Origin of the sequence: Heyndrickxia sp. FSL W8-0496 (genome assembly GCF_038007825.1) — a bacterium.
Taxonomy (GTDB): domain Bacteria; phylum Bacillota; class Bacilli; order Bacillales; family Bacillaceae_C; genus Heyndrickxia; species Heyndrickxia oleronia.
Genome location: NZ_JBBOXX010000001.1, coordinates 4,499,864 through 4,526,320 on the forward strand (window position 1 = coordinate 4,499,864; position 26,457 = coordinate 4,526,320).

The 26,457-nt window shown below is 34.2% G+C and carries 23 protein-coding genes and 1 riboswitch; of the genes, 6 read left to right on the forward strand and 17 right to left on the reverse strand.

The window, feature by feature from the left end:
- From NST63_RS22840 to NST63_RS22875, 8 genes are all read right to left on the reverse strand, one after another.
- Positions 1-1,725, reverse strand: coding sequence for an ABC transporter ATP-binding protein (locus NST63_RS22840; RefSeq protein WP_341043808.1), 1,725 nt, complete (start codon positions 1,723-1,725; stop codon positions 1-3).
- 169 nt (positions 1,726-1,894) lie between these two features.
- Complete coding sequence (locus NST63_RS22845) at positions 1,895-2,488, reverse strand: histidine phosphatase family protein (protein WP_341044236.1); 594 nt, start codon at positions 2,486-2,488, stop codon at positions 1,895-1,897.
- A 15-nt stretch (positions 2,489-2,503) separates the two neighbouring features.
- Complete coding sequence (locus tag NST63_RS22850; protein WP_341043809.1) at positions 2,504-3,139, reverse strand: NUDIX hydrolase; 636 nt, start codon at positions 3,137-3,139, stop codon at positions 2,504-2,506.
- A gap of 50 nt (positions 3,140-3,189) precedes the next feature.
- Entirely contained in the window at positions 3,190-3,891 is a 702-nt protein-coding gene (locus tag NST63_RS22855) for a Type 1 glutamine amidotransferase-like domain-containing protein (protein WP_341043810.1), read from the reverse strand.
- Between the two features lie 81 nt (positions 3,892-3,972).
- A complete protein-coding gene (locus NST63_RS22860; RefSeq protein WP_341043811.1) occupies positions 3,973-5,202 on the reverse strand; it encodes an aminopeptidase in 1,230 nt (409 codons plus the stop codon).
- Between the two features lie 36 nt (positions 5,203-5,238).
- Entirely contained in the window at positions 5,239-6,876 is a 1,638-nt protein-coding gene (locus NST63_RS22865; RefSeq protein ID WP_341043812.1) for a hypothetical protein, read from the reverse strand.
- 2 nt (positions 6,877-6,878) lie between these two features.
- The gene (locus NST63_RS22870) at positions 6,879-7,655 is read right to left on the reverse strand and encodes an ABC transporter ATP-binding protein (protein ID WP_212943711.1); all 777 of its coding nucleotides are present in this window, start codon (positions 7,653-7,655) and stop codon (positions 6,879-6,881) included.
- Between the two features lie 157 nt (positions 7,656-7,812).
- The gene (locus NST63_RS22875; protein WP_341043813.1) at positions 7,813-8,754 is read right to left on the reverse strand and encodes an endonuclease/exonuclease/phosphatase family protein; all 942 of its coding nucleotides are present in this window, start codon (positions 8,752-8,754) and stop codon (positions 7,813-7,815) included.
- 289 nt (positions 8,755-9,043) lie between these two features.
- Here NST63_RS22875 and NST63_RS22880 point away from each other — a divergent pair, with 289 nt between their 5' ends.
- Positions 9,044-9,301, forward strand: coding sequence for a hypothetical protein (locus NST63_RS22880; protein ID WP_212943709.1), 258 nt, complete (start codon positions 9,044-9,046; stop codon positions 9,299-9,301).
- A gap of 101 nt (positions 9,302-9,402) precedes the next feature.
- On the opposite strand, the gene NST63_RS22885 is transcribed toward NST63_RS22880, so the two are convergent.
- Entirely contained in the window at positions 9,403-9,717 is a 315-nt protein-coding gene (locus NST63_RS22885) for an MGMT family protein (RefSeq protein ID WP_212943708.1), read from the reverse strand.
- A 110-nt stretch (positions 9,718-9,827) separates the two neighbouring features.
- Positions 9,828-9,872: riboswitch (PreQ1 riboswitch) on the forward strand.
- Positions 9,873-9,880: 8 nt separating this feature from the next.
- Here NST63_RS22885 and NST63_RS22890 point away from each other — a divergent pair.
- On the forward strand, positions 9,881-10,366 hold the full coding sequence (locus tag NST63_RS22890) for a QueT transporter family protein (protein WP_212943707.1): 486 nt from the start codon (positions 9,881-9,883) through the stop codon (positions 10,364-10,366).
- A gap of 66 nt (positions 10,367-10,432) precedes the next feature.
- Here NST63_RS22890 and NST63_RS22895 read toward each other — a convergent pair whose 3' ends face one another.
- The 5 genes from NST63_RS22895 to NST63_RS22915 all read right to left on the reverse strand — a co-directional run bounded on the left by NST63_RS22895 (position 10,433) and on the right by NST63_RS22915 (position 16,183).
- Positions 10,433-11,638 (reverse strand): MFS transporter, encoded by a 1,206-nt coding sequence (locus NST63_RS22895; RefSeq protein WP_212943706.1) that lies wholly within the window; start codon positions 11,636-11,638, stop codon positions 10,433-10,435.
- Between the two features lie 16 nt (positions 11,639-11,654).
- A complete protein-coding gene (locus NST63_RS22900) occupies positions 11,655-12,104 on the reverse strand; it encodes a MarR family winged helix-turn-helix transcriptional regulator (RefSeq protein ID WP_058003168.1) in 450 nt (149 codons plus the stop codon).
- Positions 12,105-12,252: 148 nt separating this feature from the next.
- Positions 12,253-13,611: an MATE family efflux transporter gene (locus tag NST63_RS22905; RefSeq protein WP_212943704.1), complete on the reverse strand. Its 1,359-nt coding sequence runs from the start codon at positions 13,609-13,611 to the stop codon at positions 12,253-12,255.
- 28 nt (positions 13,612-13,639) lie between these two features.
- Positions 13,640-15,811, reverse strand: coding sequence for an ATP-dependent helicase (locus NST63_RS22910; protein WP_341043814.1), 2,172 nt, complete (start codon positions 15,809-15,811; stop codon positions 13,640-13,642).
- A gap of 141 nt (positions 15,812-15,952) precedes the next feature.
- Positions 15,953-16,183 carry a hypothetical protein gene (locus NST63_RS22915; RefSeq protein WP_212943702.1) on the reverse strand — a complete coding sequence of 77 codons (231 nt, stop codon included), beginning with the start codon at positions 16,181-16,183 and terminating at the stop codon, positions 15,953-15,955.
- Between the two features lie 142 nt (positions 16,184-16,325).
- Between NST63_RS22915 and NST63_RS22920 the strand changes: the two genes are divergently transcribed.
- From NST63_RS22920 to NST63_RS22930, 3 genes are read left to right on the forward strand one after another with little or no spacing between them, the layout of a single operon-like run.
- Complete coding sequence (locus tag NST63_RS22920) at positions 16,326-17,939, forward strand: spore germination protein (RefSeq protein WP_341043815.1); 1,614 nt, start codon at positions 16,326-16,328, stop codon at positions 17,937-17,939.
- Positions 17,936-19,150: a Ger(x)C family spore germination protein gene (locus NST63_RS22925; protein WP_212943700.1), complete on the forward strand. Its 1,215-nt coding sequence runs from the start codon at positions 17,936-17,938 to the stop codon at positions 19,148-19,150. Before NST63_RS22920 ends, NST63_RS22925 begins: the two co-directional genes overlap by 4 nt.
- Positions 19,151-19,169: 19 nt before the next feature.
- On the forward strand, positions 19,170-20,288 hold the full coding sequence (locus tag NST63_RS22930; protein ID WP_341043816.1) for a GerAB/ArcD/ProY family transporter: 1,119 nt from the start codon (positions 19,170-19,172) through the stop codon (positions 20,286-20,288).
- 116 nt (positions 20,289-20,404) lie between these two features.
- Here NST63_RS22930 and NST63_RS22935 read toward each other — a convergent pair whose 3' ends face one another.
- The 3 genes from NST63_RS22935 to NST63_RS22945 form a co-directional block, all read right to left on the reverse strand.
- Positions 20,405-20,635 carry a hypothetical protein gene (locus NST63_RS22935; RefSeq protein WP_373312631.1) on the reverse strand — a complete coding sequence of 77 codons (231 nt, stop codon included), beginning with the start codon at positions 20,633-20,635 and terminating at the stop codon, positions 20,405-20,407.
- A 77-nt stretch (positions 20,636-20,712) separates the two neighbouring features.
- On the reverse strand, positions 20,713-22,050 hold the full coding sequence (locus NST63_RS22940) for a D-serine ammonia-lyase (protein WP_341043817.1): 1,338 nt from the start codon (positions 22,048-22,050) through the stop codon (positions 20,713-20,715).
- Positions 22,051-22,401: 351 nt separating this feature from the next.
- Positions 22,402-23,397 carry a S8 family peptidase gene (locus NST63_RS22945; protein WP_341043818.1) on the reverse strand — a complete coding sequence of 332 codons (996 nt, stop codon included), beginning with the start codon at positions 23,395-23,397 and terminating at the stop codon, positions 22,402-22,404.
- Between the two features lie 1,314 nt (positions 23,398-24,711).
- Between NST63_RS22945 and NST63_RS22950 the strand changes: the two genes are divergently transcribed.
- The gene (locus tag NST63_RS22950; protein WP_341043819.1) at positions 24,712-26,265 is read left to right on the forward strand and encodes a multicopper oxidase family protein; all 1,554 of its coding nucleotides are present in this window, start codon (positions 24,712-24,714) and stop codon (positions 26,263-26,265) included.
- The last annotated feature ends 192 nt before the right edge of the window (positions 26,266-26,457 follow it).

Consider the following 26,457-nt stretch of genomic DNA (forward strand, 5'->3'; position numbering starts at 1 on the left):
CTACCTCACCTCTTTTCCAATTTGAGATCGATAAATTTCTTGATATACCTTACAGTGTTTTAATAATTCATCGTGATTTCCAATACCTACAATCTCCCCATCATCAAGAACAAGAATTTTATCTGCATCCATGATAGAAGTAATTCTCTGCGCAATTAAAAGACAGGTCAAATTAGTAGAGTATTTTTTCAGTGACTCTTTTAATTTAGACTCCGTTACCATATCAAGAGCACTTGTACTATCATCAAGAATCAGGATTTCAGGCTGTTTAACTAGCGCACGGGCAATCGATAATCGTTGCTTTTGACCACCAGAAAAATTCACTCCACCTTGACCTAATCGGGTCTCATACCCTTCTGGCGTTTCGAGAATAAATTCATGGGCTTGTGCCATTTTTGCAGCCTTTTCAATCTCTTCAAATGACGCATCCTCTTTTCCCCATCGAATGTTTTCAATGACTGTTCCAGTGAATAATGTCGTTTTTTGAGGTACAATAGCAATCTTTTCTCTCAATTTGCTAGGTTGGATTTCTTTAATGTCTCTCCCATCCACTTTAATCCTTCCTGAATGAACATCATAGAATCGTGGAATTAAACTAACTAAGCTTGATTTCCCAGAGCCTGTTGAGCCAATAATTCCCACAGTTTCTCCTGGTAAACAAGTAAAGGTTACATTCTTAAGTATCGGATCGCCAGTCGTACCATTATAAGAAAAAGTTACCTGTTCAAAGTCTATTTGTCCTTTTGTTACAGCTTTAGTGTCATTTTCCTTCCAAGTCATTTCATTGTTTTCTGCAAAGACTTCTCCAATTCTGCTTGCAGATGCTTTAGCTCGAACAAACATATTAAATACCATAGAAATCATCATTAAAGAAAAAAGAATTTGTGTCATATAGTTAGTGAATGCAATGACTGTCCCTGCCTGTAATTGTCCATGATCCACACGAATGCCGCCAATCCATAACACCGCAACAATCCCCAAATTCACCACTAACATAATGATCGGGCTAAAAATTGACATGATTCTGATTGCCGAGATCGATCGATCTTGAAATTTTGCATTTGCATCATTAAACTTATTTACTTCAAAATCAAAACGATTAAAAGCCTTAACTACACGAACTCCAGATAAATATTCTCTCATAAGTCCGTTCACCTTATCTAATGCTTCTTGCACTTTGATAAAAAAAGGAAAACTAATCTTCATATTCACAATAATCGTTAATGCTACCAGCGGAACAACTAAAGCTAAAACTACGGATAAATGCACATTTAGTTTGGTTGCCATGATCAGGCCACCAACACATAACAGCGGTGCTTTAACAAATATCCTCATCAACCCATTTACAAACACCTGGACCTGTGTCACATCATTTGTTAGTCTCGTTACTAGCGAGGCACGGTCAAACTTGTCGATACTTCTAAATGAAAGAAATTGTATCTTTCGAAACAAATCTGAACGAAGCTCCGAACCAAAATTTTGCGACACAATACTTGATAAAATATTCCGTGTAGAAGCGGCAATTGCACCTCCAGCTGTTATTAATAGCATCAGTCCCCCATATTTAAACACATAATTTAAATCTCTATTAGCCACACCGACATCGATGATCTTTGACATGATTGTTGGCTGCAGCAAATCACAAATAGCCTCAAAGGTTAAAAACAACACAGCGACACTAAATGGTAACCAATATTTTTTTATATATTTATTTAAAAACTTCATCCCTGTCATCCTTGTCTGATTTTACTACTTTTAAGATACCTCTTTACGTATTAATAGTCACTTATTTTTATTCGTATTCCTAAATAAAATACACTCTATAAATGATTAGTATAATATCTCTGTGTATAATGAATCTCGAAAATAAAAAAAGCTGATTCACCCTAATGATTCAGCCTTTTTCATTATTCCTGTATTGCGATAGATGAGAGATTTGATTATAATCCTTCACTTTCCATTTTTCCTGAAAGTATTCAATATTACTAATACACGCGTTAACTAAATTTGTTTTTCCATAACCTAGTTCACCATCTGAAAATAAAGATAAAATAGTATTGATTACTGCCCCATGGGCAATAAGCAGTACTTTTCCGTCTTTATACTTTTCATGAATTTTATTAATCCCTATTTTCACACGTTTTTCTACTGATAGAAGCTCTTCTTGATTCGGATATTGCTTATCAGGGTATGCAGTCATTCTTTCCTCTAAAGTCATTCCTTCCGCTTTTCCAAAGTGACGTTCAACGAATTCATCCATTTCTTCAAGCGGAATATGTAAATATGTATTGATGATTTCTGCTGTTTGCTTTGCTCTTTTTAAAGGGCTAGAAATGATAACATCCCAATTGGTTCCTTTCAAAAATTCTCCACATTCTTTTGCCTGCAATATTCCCTTAGCATTCAATGGTATATCTGTTCTTCCCTGAATCTTTCCCATCACGTTCCAGTCTGTTTCTCCATGTCGAACTAAACAAATTGAAGTAATTGTCATTCACCCTTTTCATCGTCCTTCATTCTCTTCTTCAATCTTCTCTTTTATTCTTCTTGCAATTGTCTCATAGTATGATCTTTCATGCGGGACAAATTCATGTTTTTTGGCAATTCGATTGATATGAACTCTGTCATGTTTCTGATCGAAAACAAAACCTTGTATCCTAACTTCCTCTTGCATGCCTGTACAAAATTCATAAAAGGAGGAGAATTCAATTCTTACAATCCCTGAAACTTCTTCCTTTTGCAAGGTAAAATCATCAAACGTATGCTTACTTTTATATAAAAATACATTTGCCAACTCATTATCAATAAGATCTTTATGCTTTACACTATAATCAATCATTCCTAAAGAAATCAATTCGTTAAATTTCACATTAATTCCTAGCTCTTCTTGAATTTCTCTAACACCAGCTACAACTGCTTCATCTGCCATAATATGACCAGCAGCTGTAATATCAATCAAGTTTGAATAGTCCTTTTTATTGCTACTTCTAATTTGAAGCAGGACAAACCACTTACCTTTACATTTACTAATAAACCAGCATTGGAATGTTTCATGCCAGTAACCCTTTTTATGTACCTCTTCACGTGATGCGATACCTACGGGCTCTTTCTTTTCATTAAATATTTTAAGATACTCCATAATATTATCTCCAATTCAACTGTTTAAAGAATATAATTATAATGAACATTCTATTTCGTCCCCAAATAATTTACTTCCAGTTCATTTTGAATAACCTCATTATCTATTCGTTTGACTTCATATGCTTTTGCTTCGGGTCTCGAGCTAACTATCTTGTTCATTTTTTGTTCAATGTAATGGATTGCCACTCCATCATCTAGTGCAACACCCGAATTAATTTTTCCTGATTCGATCATTTTTTTATATACTGGTTTTCTCTCAATCTCTCCATCATAATGGGGACAACAACTACCTTTTAAGAAGCCTAGGCATTGAATCGGTGCAAGGCTAGTACCAAATGAATCAGTCAATCCGTCTTCAAACCAGCATATAGAGCCAGCACTAATACCTGCTAATATGGTACCTTGCTCCCAAGCTTTTCTCAATAGGAGATCTAGTCCCCAATCTTTCCATAAAGCTAATAAATTTTTAGTATTTCCTCCTCCAACATAAATAATATCTTTCTCTAAAATGAACGACTCTAAATCTCTTGTTGGAGGTTTAAAAAGTGATAAATGAGAGGGATGACATAATTGTTTATCAAAAAATCGATAGAATCGCTGAATGTAATTGTCAGAATCTCCACTCGCAGTAGGAAGAAAACAAATTCTTGGTGCTGATTGGTTTGATTGTTGTAAGATATAACGATCCAACAATGGATTTTCAGGTTCCATGGAAAATCCACCACCACCTAGGGCAATAATTTGTCTCATCTCGATCACTTCTTTCCTATAAGTTTTAAATAAATATTTTTGAATCGGTCATTATTTCCTTTAGGGAAGTAGATATAATCTTTACAATGCCCAATTACCATTACGAAAAATGGCTATTTTTGTACCATCATCTAAAATGCCATCAATATTCATCTTGGCAGATCCAATCATAAAGTCCTCGTGAACAATACTATCGTTTAGACCTTCAGCTTTTCTTTCTTCTTCCGAAAGGAATTGTCCTCCCTCCAAACAAGTTGGATATGCGGAACCAATCGCTAAATGGTTCGATGCATTCTCATCAAATAACGTATTAAAAAATAGTAATTGTGAAGTAGAGATTGGCGAATTATGAGGAACTAATGCTACTTCGCCCAAATAAGAAGCACCTTCATCTGTTTTTATTAATTTCTCTAATAATTCCTGACCTACCTTTGCTGTTACATCCACAATTTTCCCCGATTCAAAGGTAAGAGTAAAATCTTCAATAACATTTCCTTGATAAGCTAATGGCTTTGTACTTGATACATATCCATTTACACCCGTTCGAAGAGGAACCGTATACACTTCTTCAGTAGGCATGTTAGCGATAAATGTCACACCATTTGAGTTCACACTGCTTCCTGTCAACCAAAGATGAGTATCTGGAAGTTCTATCCATAAATCAGTACCCTCTGCTTGGTAATGTAACTTTTTAATCCGTTTTTCATTTAAAGAATGAGCCTTTTCCGATAATTCATCTATATGTTTTCGCCAAGCATCTACTGGATGCTCAAGATCAATGCGAACTGCTTGAAAAATTTTCTCCCAAAGCGCTGGAATCCGTTCCCTCTCAGGTAACTGGGGAAACACTTTATCTGCCCATTTTTTCGATGGCATAGCAATGATAGACCAGCTAATTTTATCCGTATCAATGGCTTCATAAAAATGGTCCAGCGCATCCCCTTGTGCCTTCTGCCAATTTGTAATTTTATCGATTGAAATCCCTTTTAATAAATCTGGATCATCCGCTTCAATTTGTAAAAAGGCCCCACCATTTTCAACTAACTCCTCATGTGCAGCTACTAGCCATTTAGGGTATTGCTTAAACACTTCATTCGAAGCTAATTCATAATGAGTACGCTTTATTTCTTCATCATACCAATTAACATGAACATTTCTCGCACCAGTAAGATATGCTTGCTTCACAATCTTTCTTACTAAAATTTCAGTACCTGTTGGTGCTGAAATCCATAACAGCTGACCCTCTTGTATATTAAGTGCTACTTTAACCGTAAGTTCCGCATATTTTTCTAATTGTTGATCAAATATCATATTATCTCCTCCAAGACCTTGTTCTCAACGGTAATTTTATATTTGTACCTTCCTTAATCCTATCTTCCAGAGAAACAAACTAGTAATAAAAGATATTACGATATTAATATAAATTCCAATTGGAACCTGCAAGCTAACAAAGTGAATTCCAGCGAGAAGAGCGATTGGAATAAACAGGACAAATATTTTCCATCCCTCACTTTGCCCAATAGTTTCAAAGCTTTCAGAAAACGGGATTGATTTTTTCAAAAAAAGAAAGCTAATCATCGTATACAAAAAGGAATTTATTAAAATAATGATTAAATCAGGTACAATCTTTATGCCAAAAATGATGATAAAAATGAAACCTAGTACTAAATAAATTGGTAAATATAATTTTACTAAAAATGCTTTTAACGTACCTTTAAATAATAGTGAATAATCCTTAATTGGCAATGTTTTAAAAATCCAAGCTCCTTTGTATTTCCCAGAATATCTAAGCATCATCACAACAGTTGGAATAATTAACATGCTAAAATAAATAGTTAAATAGGATTTGCTTCCAGCTTGATTAAATCCCCTATGATTCATAGTTGTAAAAATAAAAATAAATGGGATTATGAAGGAAAAGCCTAATGAAGGATAAACTTTTAATTTAAAATCTCGTTCATGCTTCATCATTAAAGTTGTAAATCGGTAGAATGCCCTTTCCTCTTTACTTCGACAAATACAGCTTAATAACCACTCTTTCCAGCCTCTACGCTTAATTAGTTTAGATTTACTATGGTTTGAAAGCTTTTGCAGATTCTTTTCAAAGGCTGGAACGAGACGAAGATAAATCCAAAAGGCAATCAAAGGAACCAATATAGCTAGAAAAGAGAACACTATATAGAACATTGAACTTTGGCCATTTATTATCCATTCATATAGAGCTGCATACCACATAGGAAAGATAAATATATGCCACCAATGTGGATGTAATACGAAGTCAAAATCAAAGATTTCAAATGAGCGAATAAGAACCTGGTAACCAACCATTAATGCCAAAGACAAACCAATTTGTACGTAGTTAATGATATCTTTCAGCTTTTCTCCATCAAAAAATTTTAAAACAAAAATATACAATAATGCAGTGAACACAACAATTAATAAATTCGTTAAAATTAATCCAATGATTGAAATAATGAAGAATACAATACCATGCCTAAATAATCCTACAATCATTGGAATAGCCGTAATTGATGTAGTTAGAAGAACTAAATAGATACAGATATGGACAAACTTTGCGATGCTTATTGTTTTACGGTTAATTGGTTTTGTATGTAGTATATTTTTATCACGAACATCCAATAATACAGACGAAAAATCAGATATCATTGATGTCATAACCATAAACATAACTATCCCAAAAACAATACTCATCTGAAACATATAATTTGTTCCAAATACAATAAATGGAATCGTAAATAAACCAATAAACGCATAAATCCATAAGGATTTAATAAATCCATTCGTTTCTTGTTTTTTGTTGTCTTTTTTCTTCTTTGATGATTGGCTAAATATAGTAGGAACTCTTCTTTGATCCATCATTAGCTTGACTTTTAAAATTTTTCTCAAGATAGAGTAATCAACGCCCATTTTTTCGAATAAGCCTTGGCAACGATCAAGAATTTTTAAGGTTCGGAAATCTTCCATAGTCACACCTCTTGAACAATGGATACAAATCTTTCACCAATTTCTTTATGCTCATTAAACCCGGTCAATTGATTGAAGATTTCCTCCAATGTACCTTCCTTGTTTTGATTTTTTAATTCAGCAAAGCTTCCATCAGCGACAATTTTTCCACCATTCAACAAAATAATACGGCTACTAATCTTCTCTACTACATCCATGATGTGTGATGAATAAAACACGGTCTTCCCTTGTTCTGCTAATTGAGATAATATTTCCTTAAATATCATTACACTATTCGCATCTAATCCATTAATTGGCTCATCCAAAAATAAAATTTCTGGATTATGCAACATGCTTGAGATGATTAGTAATTTTTGCTTCATCCCTTTAGAATAAGAAGAAATTCTTGAATGATAAACGTCACCAATTCCGAACAATTCCATTAATCTCTTAGCCTTGTATTCTACCAAATCAAAATCCATTCCATATAATTCACCAATAAAGGTTAAATACTCAAATCCCGTTAAAGTATCATATACTTCAGCAATTTCAGGAACATAGCCGATTTTTTTCTTATATTCAATATTTCCATCTGATATATCTTTTCCAAATAGCTTAACCTCACCAGTATATCCTTCTTCAATACCAAGAATGATCTTTACAGTTGTACTTTTCCCCGCACCATTTGGTCCTATATAACCGATAATTTCCCCTCTTGATACTGTGAGGTCAATCCCCTGTAAAACCTCATTAGCTCCATAGCTTTTTCTTAAATTTTTTATTGTCAAAATGCCTTCCATTTTCAGAATCCCCCCTTAATTTTTTCCATTTTAGTTAATAGTAACATAATTACTTTCAAACCATGACAAACGATTTTCTACGTAATCTTCTTGAAAGGGAAAGGAATTGCTCAAAAAAAGACTCGTCTTAATAACGAGTCTTAATGTTCATCAAATTTTAATTTAGATACATTTTTGCAGATACCCCTGCATGATCCGAAGACCATAATCCCGTATATGTTCTACCTTCTACGATCTCTGCCTCTATTGGTGTCCAACCATTTTTATATAGAATAAAATCAATTCGGCTTTCTAGACTTGATTCAGCATTCAATAAATCTGGTCCCTGACAGCATGTAACGCCGATATCTATTCCACTATTTATCCATATATCTTGCATACCAAATTCGCTGAACTGTTTATACGTTATCGAGTCATTGGTCATCGCATTAGAATTTAAATCTCCCATCACTATTAGGGGCAAATCTGTTTGAGCCGGTCCAGCAATTATTTCCCTTGCTTGCTGGAACTGAATGTCTATTTGCGTATCCAGATGAGTATTAATCAGCCTAAATTGTTTTCTATCAAGTCCAATATCAATCGAGCACCATCCTCGTAGAATTTCCATCTGTTGATTTTGAATTTGTATATTAAGATTCGTTTGAAAATTAGCCTTCATTCTTTTATTCACTTGCAATCTATTTTGATTTCGTATTAATATCGCATCCCTATCCATCAAACGAATTAAATTACCATTACTGTCCGGAAGCTCTACCGTTGTATTATTATTTTGAACAACAAGGGCATAGTCTAAGCCTTTCTTTTTTAGCTCAACTATTAACATCTGTACAAAATCATAGGTGATCGTTCGAAAATTCGGGATTTCTAACTGCCACTTTACAGCCTCTTGAAGACCAATTAAATCTGGCTTCTTTTGTGCAATTTTACGAGCAATCGCTTTTACACGAAGTGGATAATTGGTTGCAAGAAATTGCCGATACACATCTGATACTAAATTCGGAATTTGGTTTCTAACAGCGGTAAACAGTGGTGGCAATTCCGCCCCCATATACAAATTCCATGTGAGAAAAGAAAGACGAAATTTATCCCTTATTTTCATTTATACACCCCCATTCTTTAAGCCCACTGTATAGTATATGAAAATGCACTACAGATAGACTGGGATACTAAAAATGAAGTATATTTTTCTTTAATTTGTCCCTCCATTCTCTTCTAAACATCCTTAAGGAAGCGATATTCGGGAATACCGAGCATTAAATTATATGATTATATAACTCTCGTTTTATTTAATGATATGCCTTTTCTTCTAATCTATATGATAGTAAAACAAGCAATTTTATTGAGAAGAACATTTAATAAAGTAAACCTAACAGAAATGAGGTGAGAAAGTGGGTTTAAATGATATGATACCGAAACCACCAGATGTTGTTACGATCGTTTCAGAAAGAAATCCATTAAATCCAAAATCACCACGTACAATTGTTGAAGTAACTATAATTGGAGAAGCAGGTAAATGTGAACGTTTTTTACGTTCTAGTGAACCTTATCAAAAAGCAGCTAAAGGTTTAATCAGAAGTGGATTCGATAAAATATGTGAGCAAAATTCCGATATATATGGGGTCACGATTTTTTCTAGAGATCTTTAATGTTATATAGTTGGAATTTACTTTAAAGAAAAATTGGCCAGGCTTTATTGGGGGTGTTTATTGGGGGGCACCCTCCCTTAGACACCCCTTTTCACGGGTATTTACAGACTATCAGGTTGATATTGGAATATTTTAAGATTGATGATTCCATTCGAATTAAATTCAACCCCCTCACTTTGAAGGGAGAACTTTTGAACATGATAATACTCATCATCTTGAAAACCGATCATTCCCTTGGAATTGACCACTCGATGCCACGGCAGTTGATATTTCTTACTCATAGAATGCAAAATTCTTACAACCTGCCTTGCAGCTCTTGGACTACCTGCAATTGTAGCAATTTGTCCATAAGTCATTACCTTTCCTTCTGGTATATTTCGAATAATTGTTACGACTCTCTCAGTAAATGGGGTCATTCAACTTACCCTCTTATTTTAATTTTAATAGTACATTCTCCCAAAACAGCCATTAGTTATAATTGACGAATTTTCTATATATATTATATTATTATATCTTGAGTGTTTACTCAAACGTGGTTCGAAACCATCCCACGTTAAAAAACTAAGGAGAGAACTAAATATGAAAGTCAAAACTCTTGTCGGAAATGGGATTGTAGCTGCATTATACATTGCCGTATCTTTTATCATTCAGCCCTTTGGGTTTACGAATATACAATTCCGAGTATCCGAAATATTTAATCATTTGGTCGTGTTTAACAAAAAATATATGATAGGCATTGTCTTAGGTGTTTTTCTTACCAATTTATTTTTTTCCCCTATGAGGGCTTATGACCTTGTTTTTGGGGTAGGACAATCTATCATTGCCTTACTTATCACGATCCTCATTTCAAAATTTATTACAAATATATGGGGACGCATGATTGTAAATACGATCGTCTTTACAATTACTATGTTCTTCATCGCTATTGAACTTCATCTGGCTTTTGACTTGCCATTCACGATTACATGGGTAACGACTGCAGTTGGAGAGTTTGTTGTAATGGCAATTGGTGCTCCAATTATGTATTACTTAAATAAACGCGTGAATTTTGAACAACAACTATAAAATAGAGAAAAAGCTATCGCATACATGTGATAGCTTTTTCTCATAACTTTTATTTAAATAAAAAATTTACTTTAATGAATAATACGTGTCTGACACTGGTGCTTCTGTTTCTTTTTTCTTCGTAAATAGTAAGGCATAAATAAGGATTAATAATACAAGACAAATAATTGAAAATCCATAGATAAAATGGAAGCCTTTATTAGCAGCAAGAATACCAAGACCAGTAGAACCAATGGCCATTCCTAAGTCCATCGCTGAAAAATACATTGCATTAGCCGTTCCTTGTTTTTCTTTCGTTACTAGGCTGACAGCTATTGCTTGGAGTGTAGGTGTGACAGTTCCATATGCAATTCCATAGAAAAAGCCTGCGATAAGTAGTGTTACTGAACCATTGGTTATCGATAATAAAAATAACCCAATGACCCCACAAATAATCGCTGGATATATAATCACTTTATGTCCATAAGTATCATAAAGCTTTCCAGAAATAGGACGTGCAACAAGCATAATAATGGCTACAATAAGAAAAAATAAAGAAACTGTACCACCTAAATGAGCCTCTTTTCCAAGCTCTCGAAGAAAACTAACTACCCCTCCTAAAGTGATGGAGAAAAAAACACATAGTAGACTTGGTATAAATGCCTTTTTATCGAAAATAGATTCTTTAAAAGAAAGTTTCTTTTCGATTGTTTTACTTGAAACAGGTTCCTCTTGTGTTTTAATCATAAAGCTACATAAAAAAGTGATAACAGCTAATGCCACTGCGATGATTAATAAATTATTAAAAGGCATATATGCAAGTAAAGCTAAGGCAATCATTGGTGCCATACTTGTTCCGATACTCGTAGCAAGTCCGTAATAGCCAATCCCTTCACCTAGTCTTTTCTTAGGTATAATATTCGTTGCCAATGTAGCTAATATTGTTGTCATTATGCCAAAACCAATACCGTGGAAAATTCTCAAAAGAAGCAAGTACGGGACAGATTCCTGTCCGTAACTAAGAGACAATGTTACTGCAACAAATAATAATGTAAATACGCTCATCTTCTTCACATTTACACGATGAATCAAGTAACCTACGAACGGGCGGGTCACAATAGCAGCAAGCATAAAAATAGTAGTCATGAGTCCGCCTTGAGTTGGGTCATTTTTCACATCTGTTATAAATGCTGGAAAGCCAGCGGTTAATAATTGTAAACAAAGAAAAAATAAAAAAGCCATTAATACAATGGCCATAAACTGTGGTGTCCACAACTTAGGTGATTCGTTCATTTAATAATCCTTCTTTCTAGTTATTGATATCATTTAGAAGTGAATCTGTATTACTCTCAATTGAATGTAATACATTTAAATATGTCTCCAACGATTCCTTATTAATTCCATCGATAACCTTACTAAAAATGCCCTCAATATATGGATACAATTCTTCAGCTAACCCAGTCCCCTTCTCGGTAATAGTAATGAGAAAGGATCGTCTATCTTTAGGATTAGCTACTCTTTTGACAAAATCATTTTTTTCAAGCAAATCAAGAATTTTAGTCAGTGTAGCTTGATCTTTATCGGCTTTCTCTGATAATTCCTTTTGAGATATATGATCCGACTCTTTTAGTGTTCTAAGTACACTCCATTGTTCAGATGTAATTTGATATGGCTTTAAATAATGATTTAATAGTCGACTAATCTTTCTACTTGTTCGAACTGAAGCAAATCCGATTAATTTATCCTTTGACATCTCCATAGAGAGGCTCTCCTTTCAAACACAATTATTATTATACATATAATTATTATTCGTGTAAATATAGTTTGTATACAAATTATTTATTAACCATATAAAAATTAGTAAAGGAGCTACCTCATAAAACATTAAAAGAGATAGCTCCAATTTTTTATGCACTTAAAATAACAAATTTCCTTTTTTGGATATATAGAAGCCTTAATGAAAGTCCTACTCCAGCAGCCAACAATCCTGATGTTAGGCCAATCCAATATCCTGGAGCACCAAGATTGGTAAAATGGGCTAAAATATAACCTACAGGCAAGCAAATCATCCAATAAGCAATCAATGTCATGATAAATGCTAAATTTACATCTTTATAGCCTCTTAATGCAGCCTGTGCTGTCACTTGAATCGCATCCGAAAGCTGGAAAAATAGCGCATATATTAAAAAGTGACCAGTTAATTGAATAACCGCTGCTTCATTTGAATAGAATCCTGCCACTTTATAACGGAATAACACAACCAAAAGTCCAGTAAACAAAGCGATAATAATAGCTAGACAAATTCCCAGCCAGCTATATATTCGAGCGTCCCGGTACCTTTTAGCCCCTACCTCATATCCTACGAGCACCGTTAAAGCAAGAGATATGCTAACAGGGACCATATAAAGAAATGAAACAATATTCAATGCCGATTGATAGGCGGCAATGGTTGTAATGCTAAACTTACTAATTAAAATAGTTACTACAGCAAACATACTTGTTTCAAAGAAGGTCGAAAGCCCCATCGGTACCCCAATTTTCAAGATTTCTTTACAATTCTCCCATGAAAAATCTTTTAAGTTTGAAAAGATTTGATAAGTTGAAAAAGGATCTTGCTTTTTAATAATAAAGGCTGTTACTCCTGCAATCATCCAATAGGTAATGGACGTGGCATAGCCTGCGCCTGCACCACCCAGTTCAGGAAATCCTATTTTCCCATATATCAAAACATAGTTTAAAAAGAAATTAATTGGCAATGAAGAGATCATAATGACCATAACAATACGAGTTTTCCCTAACGCATAAATAAACGATCTGAGTACATTAAAAATAAAAAGAGGAATAATTCCAAAGCTTAACCCTACGAGATAAGCATGTGCTGTATGTTGAACCCTTGTCTGTAAATTCATTGAGTCTAATAACGGATTTAACAGAAAAAATCCAAGAATGATAACAACAATAGCAATCATTAGTGATAGATAGATCCCATTAACTACAATCGAAGAGACTTCTTTGCTTTTTCTTTCACCAAAACGTTGGGCTACAATAGGTGATACAGCGAGCAATATTCCACTTAAGCCTGTAAAAACCGGATTCCAAATGGAAGAACCGATCGCCACTCCAGCTAAATCGGAGGAGTTATACTTACCAGATAAAATAGTATTAAAAAAAACCATTGAAAACATACCTAATTGTGTAATTAATATAGGTATTAAGAGAATAAAAATTTGTTTTGTTTTTTCTTTTATCGTAAACGTTTGATTCATTGAAAAGTTCTCCTGTAATTTAAAATAATTATACTGCCTCCAACAACCCCATCTCTAGACATGTTTTAAGTGACATTTTTTTAACACCGGCTTCAAAACGTATTTCAAATTTTTCACGGTCCAATAAAATGATTTCACCCTGACCGAAAATAGGATGCTTTATTTCCATCCCAACATAGAGTTGCTCCTCTTCTTTTATTGCTGTTGAAGATATGTCCATCCTACCATTTAAGTCATGCTTCATCTTCCTCTCCTTTTTCGGGCTCATAATAGAACGAACACCGTCCAAGAAACGTGACTCTTTTACATGTTTTCCATTCTTTATTTCATAGGAGAGCAATTCTAGATGAAGCTTTGCACGAGTCATTCCAACATAAAATAGACGAACGGCCTCTTCAATTAATTCCACTTTTCCTTGCTCTTTTGACCTTGTTTCCTCTTTTGAGGGGATGATTCCTTCAACCAAATCGATCATATATACTCTCGTAAACTCTAATCCTTTTGAACTATGTAATGTTGAGAAGGTTACCACATTTTTATTTTTTCCAAACTTAGACTCTTTCATTTTCTTCTCTAAATATTGCAAACGACCAGCAAATTCCTCCATCGTATCTAATGTAGTCGCAATCTCCTCGAGAGTATTTAAAATATCCAATAGATGATCTAGGTTGAAGCCATATCGTTCACTTAATTTTTCAAGAGCTTTCTCATATCCTAGTGATTCGCGAATTAGACGAATCACCTGTAGTGGTGCCATGCCATTCATCTCTTGGAACAAGCTTTTGCATTTTTGTAGTTGTTTAATCTGATAGTCCTTCAGATTGATATACTGCAAAAGATTATCAAAACAGGATTGTTTATTATTTATTTTTTGAAGATCTTTCATTTGTTGCTTTGTAATATAGCCATTAAATTTTGTATGAATCTTCTCCAAAATGTCTGTACGTGAATCATTATAAGAGATTCTCATAAAATTTAATATATCCTGTACTACCCAATGAGAAAAAAAGTGAGAATTTGAGTCTTTAATATAAACAGGGATACCTGCCCGGTCAAAATCATTCATTAAACTGATAGATGAAGAGTGATTCCGATATAAAATTGCGACTTCTCGATAATTATCAAGCTGAGAAATTTCCCTTATTAAATATTTAGATTGGTTTTGATAATCTGCCAATCTTTTTAATTGTATGGGTTGATAGGAAGGATTATCAGTAAACATCTGTTTGTTATATCGGTGTTTATTTTGCTGAATGAATTGAGTAGCAACATCTACGATATCTTTTGATGAACGATAATTTTGCTCCATCATAAGGATGACTGCCTCAGGATATACCTGCTTAAAATCAAGCAAATATTTTGGATCTGCTGCGCGCCAAGTATAAATCGATTGATCATCATCTGCAACAACACAAAGATTGCGATGATTGCAAACAAGCTTTTCAATGATTGCATGCTGAACCAATGAAGTGTCCTGGCTTTCATCCGTTAAAACATAATCATACCTTTGCTGATACGTTCGAAGAAATTCAGAATCCTCTTCAAACACTTGATTTGCTATCGTAAGCATATCATCATAATCGACTAATCGAACCGTCCCTCTCGTTCGTTTGAATAACTCATATTCTTGAACTATTTTTTCAGCCATTGGTATTTGACATTTAACGGTAGACCAATGTTCCTCCGGAATTAGTTTATTTTTCAGCAAACTAGTATAGGACATTAATTCCTCTAACTGGTCATCTGTTATATTTTCACCAACTAAATTGTTATAAATTTCCTTTAAAATAATTTTCTTATTTAATGTAAGTTGGTTTCTTTCCAGTGGTTGAATGCCTTCAATAAGTTGAAAGCTTGTATTAGTTTTCCTAAAGTACTCTCGTATCACTTCAAATGCAAGACTATGGATAGTTGAAAAATCTACTTGCGGTAGCATGGGGAAAAATGAATTGAATCGTTCCTTCATATCCATTGCTGAAGCTTTACTAAAGGTCACAGCCTTAATTCTTTTAGGATTAACGCCTTTTTCCTTTATTAAATATCCAATTTTCATAATGATCGTTGTTGTCTTTCCCGAACCCGGCGCCGCTAACAAAAGAAGGGGACCATCAGTATGTAAAATGGCCTTCTGTTGTTGCTGATTTAAAATAACTCTATTTTTTATCTGACTGAAATTAAAAAACTCCGCTTCCTTATTCATGCGAGAACCCTTTCTAGTACTTATAAGCTTAAATATATACAAACCAAATTAAGGGGGATTCTTCGATTCACACCCTCACCTAAATCTTTCTATTCACTTATCATAACAGTTTTATTTATATTTTTCTTTGACTTAATTATTTTACGAAGGATTCTTTTTCTTCTTTTTTAGAACATAGGTAGCCATGGATTGAATCAGAAATACTAATATAAAAAAAAAGAATACGACAAACTCACTTGTATCCATTACTCTAAAAGGATTGAATGCGTTGAATATTGCATTTTTTAATTCAAACCCCATAATCATATCAATTCCAATTGAAAGAGCAATTAAAAAACTGATTAATCCTATACTTATTCCGAATAATTTCAATTTATCTCCTCCTAAACATTGAGATAATTTTCACTTTAGCATATCCAAAATTTCTTAAAAAATCACATTTACGCATAATCCAACCAAAGCTTGAGAAGAATTTGGTATATGTACAAAAAGTTAGTGAAAACGAGGAATTCATATGTCATTTCTTAGGAAAATACTTAAAAAGAAGAAAAGTGTCAAAACCGGTGAAGATCGTTCAGGGCAGGCAGCATTCATACCCAAGGACTACTTTGGGAATAATCTTGATGAAAATGTAAAGAAAATAATAGAAACGCTGGGAAATAGTTCAGATATTATCATCCGTAAGATGGAAATTGGTCGAACTGGCAGGATTGCAATTATCTATACTGATGGACTGGCAGATGACAAATTAATTGATAATAACATCATAGGAGAGCTTATAACTAAGGAAAGCATGGATGAAACGATTTCTGAACAGCATTCATTGCACATAATAAAAGAAAAATTGATATCTATAAGTGGAGTTAAATCGATTTATGATTGGGATCAACTGTTTCACTCCCTTTTATCAGGGGAAACAATCATTCTTATGGATAATGCCAATGAGGCTCTTTCAATTAGTACAGTAGGTGGAGAAAAAAGAGCATTAACAGAACCTAGTACAGAATTAACCATACGTGGTTCTAGAATTGGTTTCATTGAAAGGATACGGACCAATACATCCCTAATTCGGAGTAGAATAAAAAACCCCAACTTATGGCTGGAAACGATGCAAATTGGGAAAGTAACTCAAACAGATGTTGCAATCATGTATATCAACGGAATTGCTAATGATAAGGTTATCAAGGAAGTGAGAAAACGGTTAAAGCGTATAGATATTGATAGCATATTAGACACTGGATATATTGAACAATTAATTGAAGATGAGACCTTCACAACGTTTCCAACACTCTATATTACAGAAAGACCTGATGTAGTTACTGCTAATCTTTTAGAAGGAAAGGTTGCAATTTTCGTGGATGGAACTCCATTTGTTCTAACTGCACCTGCATTATTTGTGGAATTTTTCCAAGCTGCAGATGATTATTATTTTCGCTTCGATATTGCCACAGGGATTCGGTTATTGAGAGTGTTAGCATTTATTATTTCAATTATTGCTCCATCTATCTATATCGCTGCTACTACCTTTCACCAAGAAATGATACCAACCTTGCTCCTAATAACGATTGCAGCTCAAAGAGAGGCTGTACCGTTTCCATCATTTGTTGAGGCTGTCATCATGGAAGTAATTTTTGAAATTTTACGTGAAGCAGGAATTAGACTTCCTAAAGCCATTGGTCAAACGGTTTCCATAGTTGGGGCACTTGTCATTGGTCAAGCGGCTGTTCAAGCAGGGATTGTCTCACCTGCAATGGTCATTATCGTTTCAATAACAGCCATTGCAAATTTTTCAACCCCATCCTTTTCAATGGCTATATCCGCTCGTCTAATTCGCTTTTTGTTCATGATCATTGCTGCTACTTTTGGATTTTATGGATTAATTATGGCCATATTAGTGATGTTCATCCACCTATGTGATTTACGATCTTTCGGTGTTCCATATATGTTCCCATTTGCTCCATTCACCCCATCTAACGCAGGTGATACAGTGATTCGACTGCCAATCTGGTCATTAAAACAAAGGCCAAGATTAATTAGCCAAAAAAACATTATACGTTCAGGTAAAAATCAGGAACCCCATCCTCCAAAACAAACAGCAGGTCAGCCTAAAAAGGAGAATCAAGAATGAAGAAGAAATGGTGGCGCTTATTATTAGTATTAGGATGTCTCACTTTTCTTGCAGGATGCTGGGATAAACGTGAATTAACTGATCTAGCCATTGTCAATGCAGTTGGAGTAGATAAATTAGAAAATGGAAAGTTTCGTAACACCTTTCAAATTATTAATCCTGGAAATGTTGCTGGCAATCAGCAAGGCGGTGCACAAACAAGTGGTATTCCGATCACGGTTTATACTGTTTCAGGAAGAAATATGCTAGATGCGGCAAGATTAGGCTCAAAAAATGTCTCTCGCCAAATATATTATGCCCATGCAAACCTCGTTGTCATTGGTGAAGATCTAGCTAGAGAAGGCTTAATGGAACTATTTGATGTGATGGAAAGAGATCCTCAATTCCGTACAACCTCCTCTATCGTCATTGCTGAAAATACAACAGCAGAAGATCTGCTAAAAATGCTTACACCAATTGATAAGCTTCCAGCCAATAAAATAACTAAAACACTCAAATTCACTGAAAAAGCTCTCGGGGAAAATATGGATGTTAGTGTAGATGATGTAATAAGAGATATGGTCAGTCCCGGAAAGGAACCGGTAATTAGCGGATTTAAAATTGTTGGAAATTCAGAAGCAGGAAAAGGGCAAGCTAATCTCCAAACAACTGAGGCAGTAGCACGTTTACAAGCAGGAGGAATGGCGATTTTTAAAGAAGGCAAACTAACAAGATGGTTGCATGGAAAAAATGCACGTGGTGTACTTTGGGTCCAAAACAAAGTTCAACAAACACCAGTAAATATTAATTGGAAAAATCACAAAAAACCTCTTGCCTTTTTTGTGATTCGCGGTAAATCAATAATTAAGTCAAAACTAGAAAAAAATAAGCCGGTAATAAAGGTTCACATTGAAGCTGAAGGCGATATAAGAGAAGCAGATATACCCATTGATCTCACCAATCCTAATATAATATTTCAGCTGGAAAAATTAGCAGAAAAAGAAATAAAAAAGGAAATTATGGCTACCATAAAAAAGATTCAGAAGGAAAAAACTGATGTTTTTGGTTTTGGAGATGTTATTCATCGTACTTCTCCTAAAGTTTGGAAACAGCTAAAAAATGATTGGAATGACGTAGGTTTTCCTGAACTAAAAGTAGACGTAGACGTTGATGCATTTATCCGTCGTACAGGGTTAAGAAATAATCCTTATATTACTGAAGTGAATAACTAGAATTACAGAGGGTGGTTCGGTGGAAAATGTAAAAATCAATGCTTACCAATTATTTGTTATTATGGTCCTATTTGAACATGGTAGTGCCCTAGTTATCTCTTTAGGATCAGGAGCAAAACAGGATGCCTGGATCACCATTCTTACTGGAATGATCTTAGGAATATTTTTATTTTTATTATATAACCGCCTTTACCTTTATTATCCAAATATTCCCTTTACCTCTTATGTTCAAAAAATAGTTGGATCTTTTTTAGGTAAGATTCTTGCATTTGTCTATATCCTTTATTTTTTTTATCTGTCTGCGAGGGTTTTAAGAGATTTCGGAGAACTGTTAATTACATTTGCCTATCCTAATACACCAGAATTTATTATAAACGCAATCATGATTTTAACTGTCATTTATGCCATTCATAAAGGAATTGAGGTCTTAACGAGAACAGGCGAAATATTCTTCTTTTTTCTATATTTATTAGCTATTTCCGGATTTGTTCTTGTCGTTGCCTCTGGATTAATCGATTTAAATAGACTAAAACCAATATTAGATGAAGGAGCTATGAAAATATTCCAGGTTACATTTACACAAACATTGTATGTACCTTATGGAGAGATGGTTGCCTTTACAATGATTCTTAACTATTTTAATAATCCCGTAAAAGCAAAGTGGATTGGCATATCCGCTATGGCATTAAGTGGTATCAATTTAGCGATTTCAATGGGAGTAAACATCTCTGTCCTTGGGGTAGATCTTGTTTCACGTGCTCCCTTTCCTTTACTCACAACCATTCAACGTATTCAAGTAGCCGATTTTTTAGAACGACTGGATGTTTTCTTTTTACTCGCTGTCATTATTGGGGGTTTTTTCAAAATAAGTATTTTTTTCTACGCAGGTGTTATTGGAACAGCTGATTTATTCAATATGAACGGACATAAAAAACTGGTTTATCCACTAGGTTTAGTGATTCTTTTTTTATCTATGACCATTGCCAGTAATTTTTCTGAACATATAAAGGAAGGCTTAGTTATCGTTCCTCTCTATTTACATCTACCAATGCAAGTGATCATTCCTAGCCTGCTACTGGTCATCGCAATCATTAAAAATCGAAAAAGTAAAAAGAAAAAAACAGAGGCTGCTATTTAAAATTACAAAACATATTACTATTTATATTATTTCACTATATTAATCTTTGTGTGATCCCCATATCATACGGACCTGTGAGATTTAAACGCCCATATGAGAGGGGATTGCACCCTCTTTTAAGGGATTTTTGGAGAATCTTTTGTATCGATCTGATTCATTTTTTCCAATTCCAGTCGCATTTTCTCTGTTTCAAGTAAGAAATTTTGATGCTTCAATTTCTCCAATTCCAATTGATCTTGAATCAGCTTGCCCTTAATTTTCGTATTACTACGAATATGGCTTGTTACAATAGCAATAATTGGAATAGAAAACACCATAATGACTCCAATTACATCCGTCAACACCATCGCCCCATTCAAATTTATTTATATAATAATATACTACAAAAATGGAAAATATTGAAGATTCATAGAATCTTACTCATCTATTTCTCTTCATAATATTCAGAAACCACCTCTTTAGGCACCATACTTCCACCTGTCGCCCATACAAGATGAAGTGCATTTGATACTTTATCATTTAACTGATGGCTCTCTAAATATTTCTTTCCTTCCATCGTTCTAAATAATTGAATTGGCCCATAAAATCCTGCTAGGGCAGAAGGCTCAAGAAAAAGATCTTCAGTATCTACTAACTTCCTTAAAAAGGAGAAAAGTCTTTGATCATCGATGGTATAGCAGCCACTAAGCAGGTGACCAATTGTCTGCCCAACAAAACTTGATGGTCTACCTACTGCTAGTCCGTCAGCTGCTGTTCGATTATCTAGACCAAAGTCAAACACAGAGATCCTATCATGAAGACCTGTCATTTGACCAATGAGAAAGCATGGTGAATGAGTAGGTTCCGCAAAAAAACAATGAACATTTTCTCCAAACTCGTTTTTTAAACCATATGTAATTCCTCCAGGGCCACCCCCCACTCCACATGGTAAATAAACAAATAATGGGTGATCTTCATCTACAATAATGTTTCTTTTTTTGAATTGTTCCTTTAAACGAGATGCTGCTGTTGCATAGCCTAAAAAAAGATCTTTCGAGTTTTCATCATCAATAAAATGACATGTCGAATCGTTTTCAGCCTGCCTTCTTCCCGCTTCAACTGCATGACTATAATCAGTTTGATATTCAATAACGGTCACACCTCTACTACGCAACAGATTCTTTTTCCATGTCATTGCATCTGAAGACATATGTACAGTCACTTGAAAGCCCAATGATGCACCCATAATCCCAATACTTAAACCAAGATTCCCAGTGGAGCCCACAGCAATCTTGTATTTTGAAAAAAACTCCTTGAACCTAGCTGATGAAAAAATGGTATATGATTCCTTATTGGTAAGTAATCCATTCTCAAGAGCAATATCCTCAGCATGTTTTAATACCTCATAAATCCCCCCTCTTGCTTTAATTGATCCAGAAATAGGTAGGTGGCTATCACATTTTAAAAGTAACTCCCCACTAATATCGATTTTATAGACATGTTCTAGCTGATCCTTCATTTTATTAATTTTTTTTAATGGAGACTCAATAATTCCCTTTGTATGTAAAGTTTCAGGAAACACCGTTTCAATAAAAGGAGCAAATCGCTCCAATCGTTCTAAAGCATCAGTAATATCTTTGCTTGATAAATATTCCATTTCTTTCTTTGTACCATATTCAATATTTCTCCAAAATACCTCTTCCAGACGAGAAATTTTCTCGAGTAAGGGATAATCATCCTTCCATTGCTGAACATCTTTCCCTGCTATTAAATTACTAGACACAGTTAGCCCTCCTTCTTTATCAAATTTCCTATTTATATTTCAAACATTCGTTTTATTGTTTAGTTATTCCTCTATTTTTTAAGGCTCTTTTCTCAATTATTGTTGGTATTTTGCTAAAGAGTTTTAAATAAAAAAATTGGTTTAATTCCGGAAAATACCTTTTTTCACTGAGAAAAGAGCCACTTTCTTTAGAACTTGCGGAACCCTTTATTAGATGTAAAGGCCTGCAGTAGTGCATATATAACAGCAACAAACTACATGAAAACAGCCCTTTTAACAGTCAGATTTTGTTTTTTTAGTGTTGGATAAAAGTAAAAATGGGAAACTATAATAGTTTCCCATTTTCCTTTTCTACTTATAAGAAATGGAGACCGTTTGAGCGGAGAGCCCAAGACTCTTTGATTCTATCGTTATCATTATTTCCTTTTCTGTTGTTTTATGAAGGCTTGTTAGATTAAGAACTCCGTTTCCCTGTGCCTTTTTACTTATTCCTAGATCCTCCGTGCTTTTACATAGCTGTGCATAAAGCTCCGCTTCTGTAAGCTTTCGTTCAAACTCTTTTTCTGCAATGTTTTTAATCAATGCCGCTGCTCCACTGACATGTGGCGTTGCCATTGAGGTACCACTTAGCTTCGCAAATTTTCCACCTGGATAAGCAGAGAAAATCTCAACTCCTGGTGCAACTAAATCTATCTCATCATTCGTATTTGAAAAATCAGCCAAATTCTTCTCTAAATCAACTGCACCAACTTGTACAACCTCAGGATAGGCACCTGGATAATCTAATTCGTCTGTATCATCGCGTCCATCACCACTATTTCCGGCAGCACATACTACTAAAATATTTTGTTGAACAGCTTTTTTAATTAACTGGTGTTCTTCTTCTTCTTCAGGTCCACCAAGTGACATTGAAATGACAGAGACCTTTTCCCCATCTGGGCCTTTCCAATTGATTGCATAATCAATCGCCTGATTAATCCACTGAACATCTCCCGTCCCGTCACCCTTTAATGCTTTTAGTGCTAATACACTTGCACGTGGGGCAACTCCTACAACACCAAACTGATTCATAGTAGCTAATATCGTTCCACTAACATGTGTCCCATGACCATTATCATCTTGATAATCACCTGAACCAGTAAAATCCTTCCCATCAATAATTCGATCCTTTAAATCTGGGTGATTGCGGTCGATACCTGTATCTATGACTGCGATAACTACGCCTTCACCATAGTCCGCATCTTCCCACAATTCTTCTGCATGAATTAATTTAATGCCCTCTGGAATGTTCTCCTCAACTGAATCTACAACTTCTATCACCTTATAAGGAATTAACTTTCTTTCCATGATACTTCCCCTTCCATTGATAGATTTACTAACATTCCTTACCCTTATTATATATGAAAACAATCTAAAAATAACAGAATTTTCTAAAAATGAGCAAATTGTACGAGAAATTCTTTTAATATATAAACTTTTATCCTACTAGTTTCTATATTAGTCCCAAGTTAGAAATCTATTAATTCAGTACATAGGTTCCGAATGATTCATTTTTTAAAATAACCCCTCTATTCAAACGTGATGCAAAAAAAGGGTGTTTTCAACATCTTTTCAAGAATGGCTATCAACACGTTCTACCTTCTATATACTTAAATCTATATTCTGTAGTGTTATCTCTCAAAGAAGATGTGTTTAAGATTAAAATGAAACAAAAATAAGAACATTCTAATTGAATGTTCCACTGAAAAACTACTAGCATTCATCTTTTGCTTCCAAACCTTCCTCCTTTTTCTATCCATGTATAATATTGATTAAATATATTTATCTTTCGTCTAAAGTAAAAAGGGATAATAATCATTATTGAATATAATACTACCATTATGAATAGGAAAGTTAATAAAGATACAAAGATGTTGTCCTTTAAACTACTACTTATAAAAAAACTAAAAAACATTATTAAAAATGAAATTAGAGCAAATCTTTTATAAGTTATCATAATGTTATCTCACCTCCCTTTCATTTGATTTTACAATATAAGGGAGATAAACTAAACCAACATTTTCGCATTCAAAAAGCTAATTCCCCTTTCGGGAATTAGCTTGTTGCTTTGAATCTTTATAGCTTACATGTTGGTTCACAAAGTATAAAATTGTCTGCCCTACACTTTAGTCTCCTTCATGCCCCACAGATATACAAACATTCAACTTTACCAATAGGAGTGCAAGTGACATACAAGCTAGTGTTCCAGTTAAGCACATCTCATATACCACAACTTATGTTTATAGTGCTTCATTTACTTCTGTTCTTCTTTCAAATTTCTAATTTCCTTCTCTAAATGTTCTATTTTTTCCACTAATGGAGCTAATGCCTCTTGAAGAAGTACACGTAAACGATCAATCTTTTCATTATCCATATTATTCATCCTCTCTTTTTAATTGAGTTTTTCATTTATAGTATAAGAAAAATGATTCAAATTATTGGTGATGAAAATCACAATATCTATGGAAAATTGACAAAATCGCAGTTAACTTGATAAATAGATTCTTCGTAAAAAATAAGATAAAAACCTAATTTCTCCGCTATTGCCCCTTTCATAAACAAATTACCTACATAAACTATTTTAAAAATTACTTAATAAGCAGAGGTAAGGAGGAGTTTTTATTGGATAAATCTGAAACGAAAGGAAAAGAAGTTGATCCTTCAAAACCAGAAACCATTCCTAAATTTATCGATGAATTACCTATTCCACGGGTATTAAAATCAAAAATGAAGGCAAACGATAAACCTCATTACTATGAAATTGAAATGAAGGAGGCCAAGCATCAATTCCATAAACTTTTTCCACCTACAACCGTATGGGGTTATAACGGAACTTATCCGGGTCCAACAATTAAGGTTCAACGTAATCAAACCATAAATGTAAAATGGATGAACCATCTACCAGAAAAACATTTTTTACCCATCGATCGATCACTCCATGGATCAGCGGATTCACCAGATGTAAGAACTGTTGTTCATGTTCATGGAGCAAATGTCGCTTCAGAAAGTGATGGGCATCCGGAGGCATGGTTTACTACAAATTTTTCTCAACGGGGTAGCACCTTTAAGCAGAAAATTTATCAATACACAAATAATCAAAGAGCAGCAACATTATGGTATCATGACCATGCAATTGGAATTACCAGACTAAACGTTTATGCAGGACTAGCGGGTTTTTTCTTAATCCATGATCCTAGAGAAGATCATTTACAGTTGCCGAAAGGAAAATATGATATTCCATTAATGATCCAAGACAAATCTTTCCAAGCAGATGGAGCTTTATTTTACCCTGAAAATACGAATCCTCCTGTATCAATTAACCCTTCAGTAGTACCAGCATTTAATGGCAATACCATTGTAGTAAACGGTAAAATTTGGCCATATCTACGAGTAGAACCACGAAAATACCGTTTTAGACTATTAAACGCCTCCAATACCAATGCCTATACATTAAGGTTCAACAATGATCACCCGTTTTATCAAATTAGTACTGATGGAGGGCTTCTGTCCAAACCTGTTGAACTTAACTCACTTCCATTGGAGCCTGCTGAACGCTCAGATATTATCATTGACTTTACCAATTTAAAAGGTGAAACATTCATACTACGAAACACCAATGATGACGGGGATTTAAGTATAATTATGCAATTTAAAGTAAATCTCCCCCTTTCAGAGAAAGATACAAGTGATATTCCAAATTTTCTATGTTCAGATCATTCATTTGATATTAATTCAGTTCAAAGAAATAGATTATTAACTTTAAGTGCTTCAACTGATCATTTTAACAGGCCAATGCTTCTACTAGATCATCGTATGTGGGATGATCCTGTTACGGAGAAACCCGTTCTTAACAGTGTTGAAATTTGGAAGTTCATTAATTTAACACCTTTTCCACATCCGATTCATGTCCATTTGGTTCAATTTAAATTAATAAATCGGAGACCTTTTGACATCGACCGTTTTAATCAGGATGGATTCATTCAATATACCGGTCCTGCTAGAGAGCCTGAACTTTATGAAAGAGGTTGGAAGGATACTATAAAGGTAGAACCTGGTACGGTTACAAGTATTATTATGAGATTTGAAAATCATATCGGTGATTATGTTTGGCATTGTCATATATTGGAACATGAAGATCATGATATGATGAGGCCAATTAAAGTAATCAAAGAATAGAATAGTTCATCCTCCATCGAAGAGAATAGATTGACTCCTTGATAGAGGATTTTTTTTTGACATTTTGTCGAAAAATAGTTATTTATTCAATAAATTATCAACTGTGACTTATTGATTAAAATGGATGTATTTGTTATATTTTAATGAATTCCGAATATTTTAAACTATCGAACAAAGAGGGTAGATGTTTTA

Bases quoted from the DNA above. Each gene is read 5' to 3' on its own strand.
- NST63_RS22890 (WP_212943707.1), top strand. From the start codon at position 9,881: ATGAAAGTCAAAACTCTTGTCGGAAATGGGATTGTAGCTGCATTATAC.
- NST63_RS22905 (WP_212943704.1), bottom strand. From the start codon at position 13,611: ATGAATCAAACGTTTACGATAAAAGAAAAAACAAAACAAATTTTTATT.
- NST63_RS22910 (WP_341043814.1), bottom strand. From the start codon at position 15,811: ATGAATAAGGAAGCGGAGTTTTTTAATTTCAGTCAGATAAAAAATAGA.
- NST63_RS22870 (WP_212943711.1), bottom strand. From the start codon at position 7,655: ATGGAAGGCATTTTGACAATAAAAAATTTAAGAAAAAGCTATGGAGCT.
- NST63_RS22875 (WP_341043813.1), bottom strand. From the start codon at position 8,754: ATGAAAATAAGGGATAAATTTCGTCTTTCTTTTCTCACATGGAATTTG.
- NST63_RS22945 (WP_341043818.1), bottom strand. From the start codon at position 23,397: ATGGAAAGAAAGTTAATTCCTTATAAGGTGATAGAAGTTGTAGATTCA.
- NST63_RS22850 (WP_341043809.1), bottom strand. From the start codon at position 3,139: ATGGAGTATCTTAAAATATTTAATGAAAAGAAAGAGCCCGTAGGTATC.
- NST63_RS22840 (WP_341043808.1), bottom strand. From the start codon at position 1,725: ATGAAGTTTTTAAATAAATATATAAAAAAATATTGGTTACCATTTAGT.
- NST63_RS22920 (WP_341043815.1), top strand. From the start codon at position 16,326: ATGTCATTTCTTAGGAAAATACTTAAAAAGAAGAAAAGTGTCAAAACC.
- NST63_RS22865 (WP_341043812.1), bottom strand. From the start codon at position 6,876: ATGGAAGATTTCCGAACCTTAAAAATTCTTGATCGTTGCCAAGGCTTA.
- NST63_RS22925 (WP_212943700.1), top strand. From the start codon at position 17,936: ATGAAGAAGAAATGGTGGCGCTTATTATTAGTATTAGGATGTCTCACT.
- NST63_RS22935 (WP_373312631.1), bottom strand. From the start codon at position 20,635: ATGGTGTTGACGGATGTAATTGGAGTCATTATGGTGTTTTCTATTCCA.
- NST63_RS22885 (WP_212943708.1), bottom strand. From the start codon at position 9,717: ATGACCCCATTTACTGAGAGAGTCGTAACAATTATTCGAAATATACCA.
- NST63_RS22895 (WP_212943706.1), bottom strand. From the start codon at position 11,638: ATGAACGAATCACCTAAGTTGTGGACACCACAGTTTATGGCCATTGTA.
- NST63_RS22860 (WP_341043811.1), bottom strand. From the start codon at position 5,202: ATGATATTTGATCAACAATTAGAAAAATATGCGGAACTTACGGTTAAA.
- NST63_RS22855 (WP_341043810.1), bottom strand. From the start codon at position 3,891: ATGAGACAAATTATTGCCCTAGGTGGTGGTGGATTTTCCATGGAACCT.
- NST63_RS22900 (WP_058003168.1), bottom strand. From the start codon at position 12,104: ATGGAGATGTCAAAGGATAAATTAATCGGATTTGCTTCAGTTCGAACA.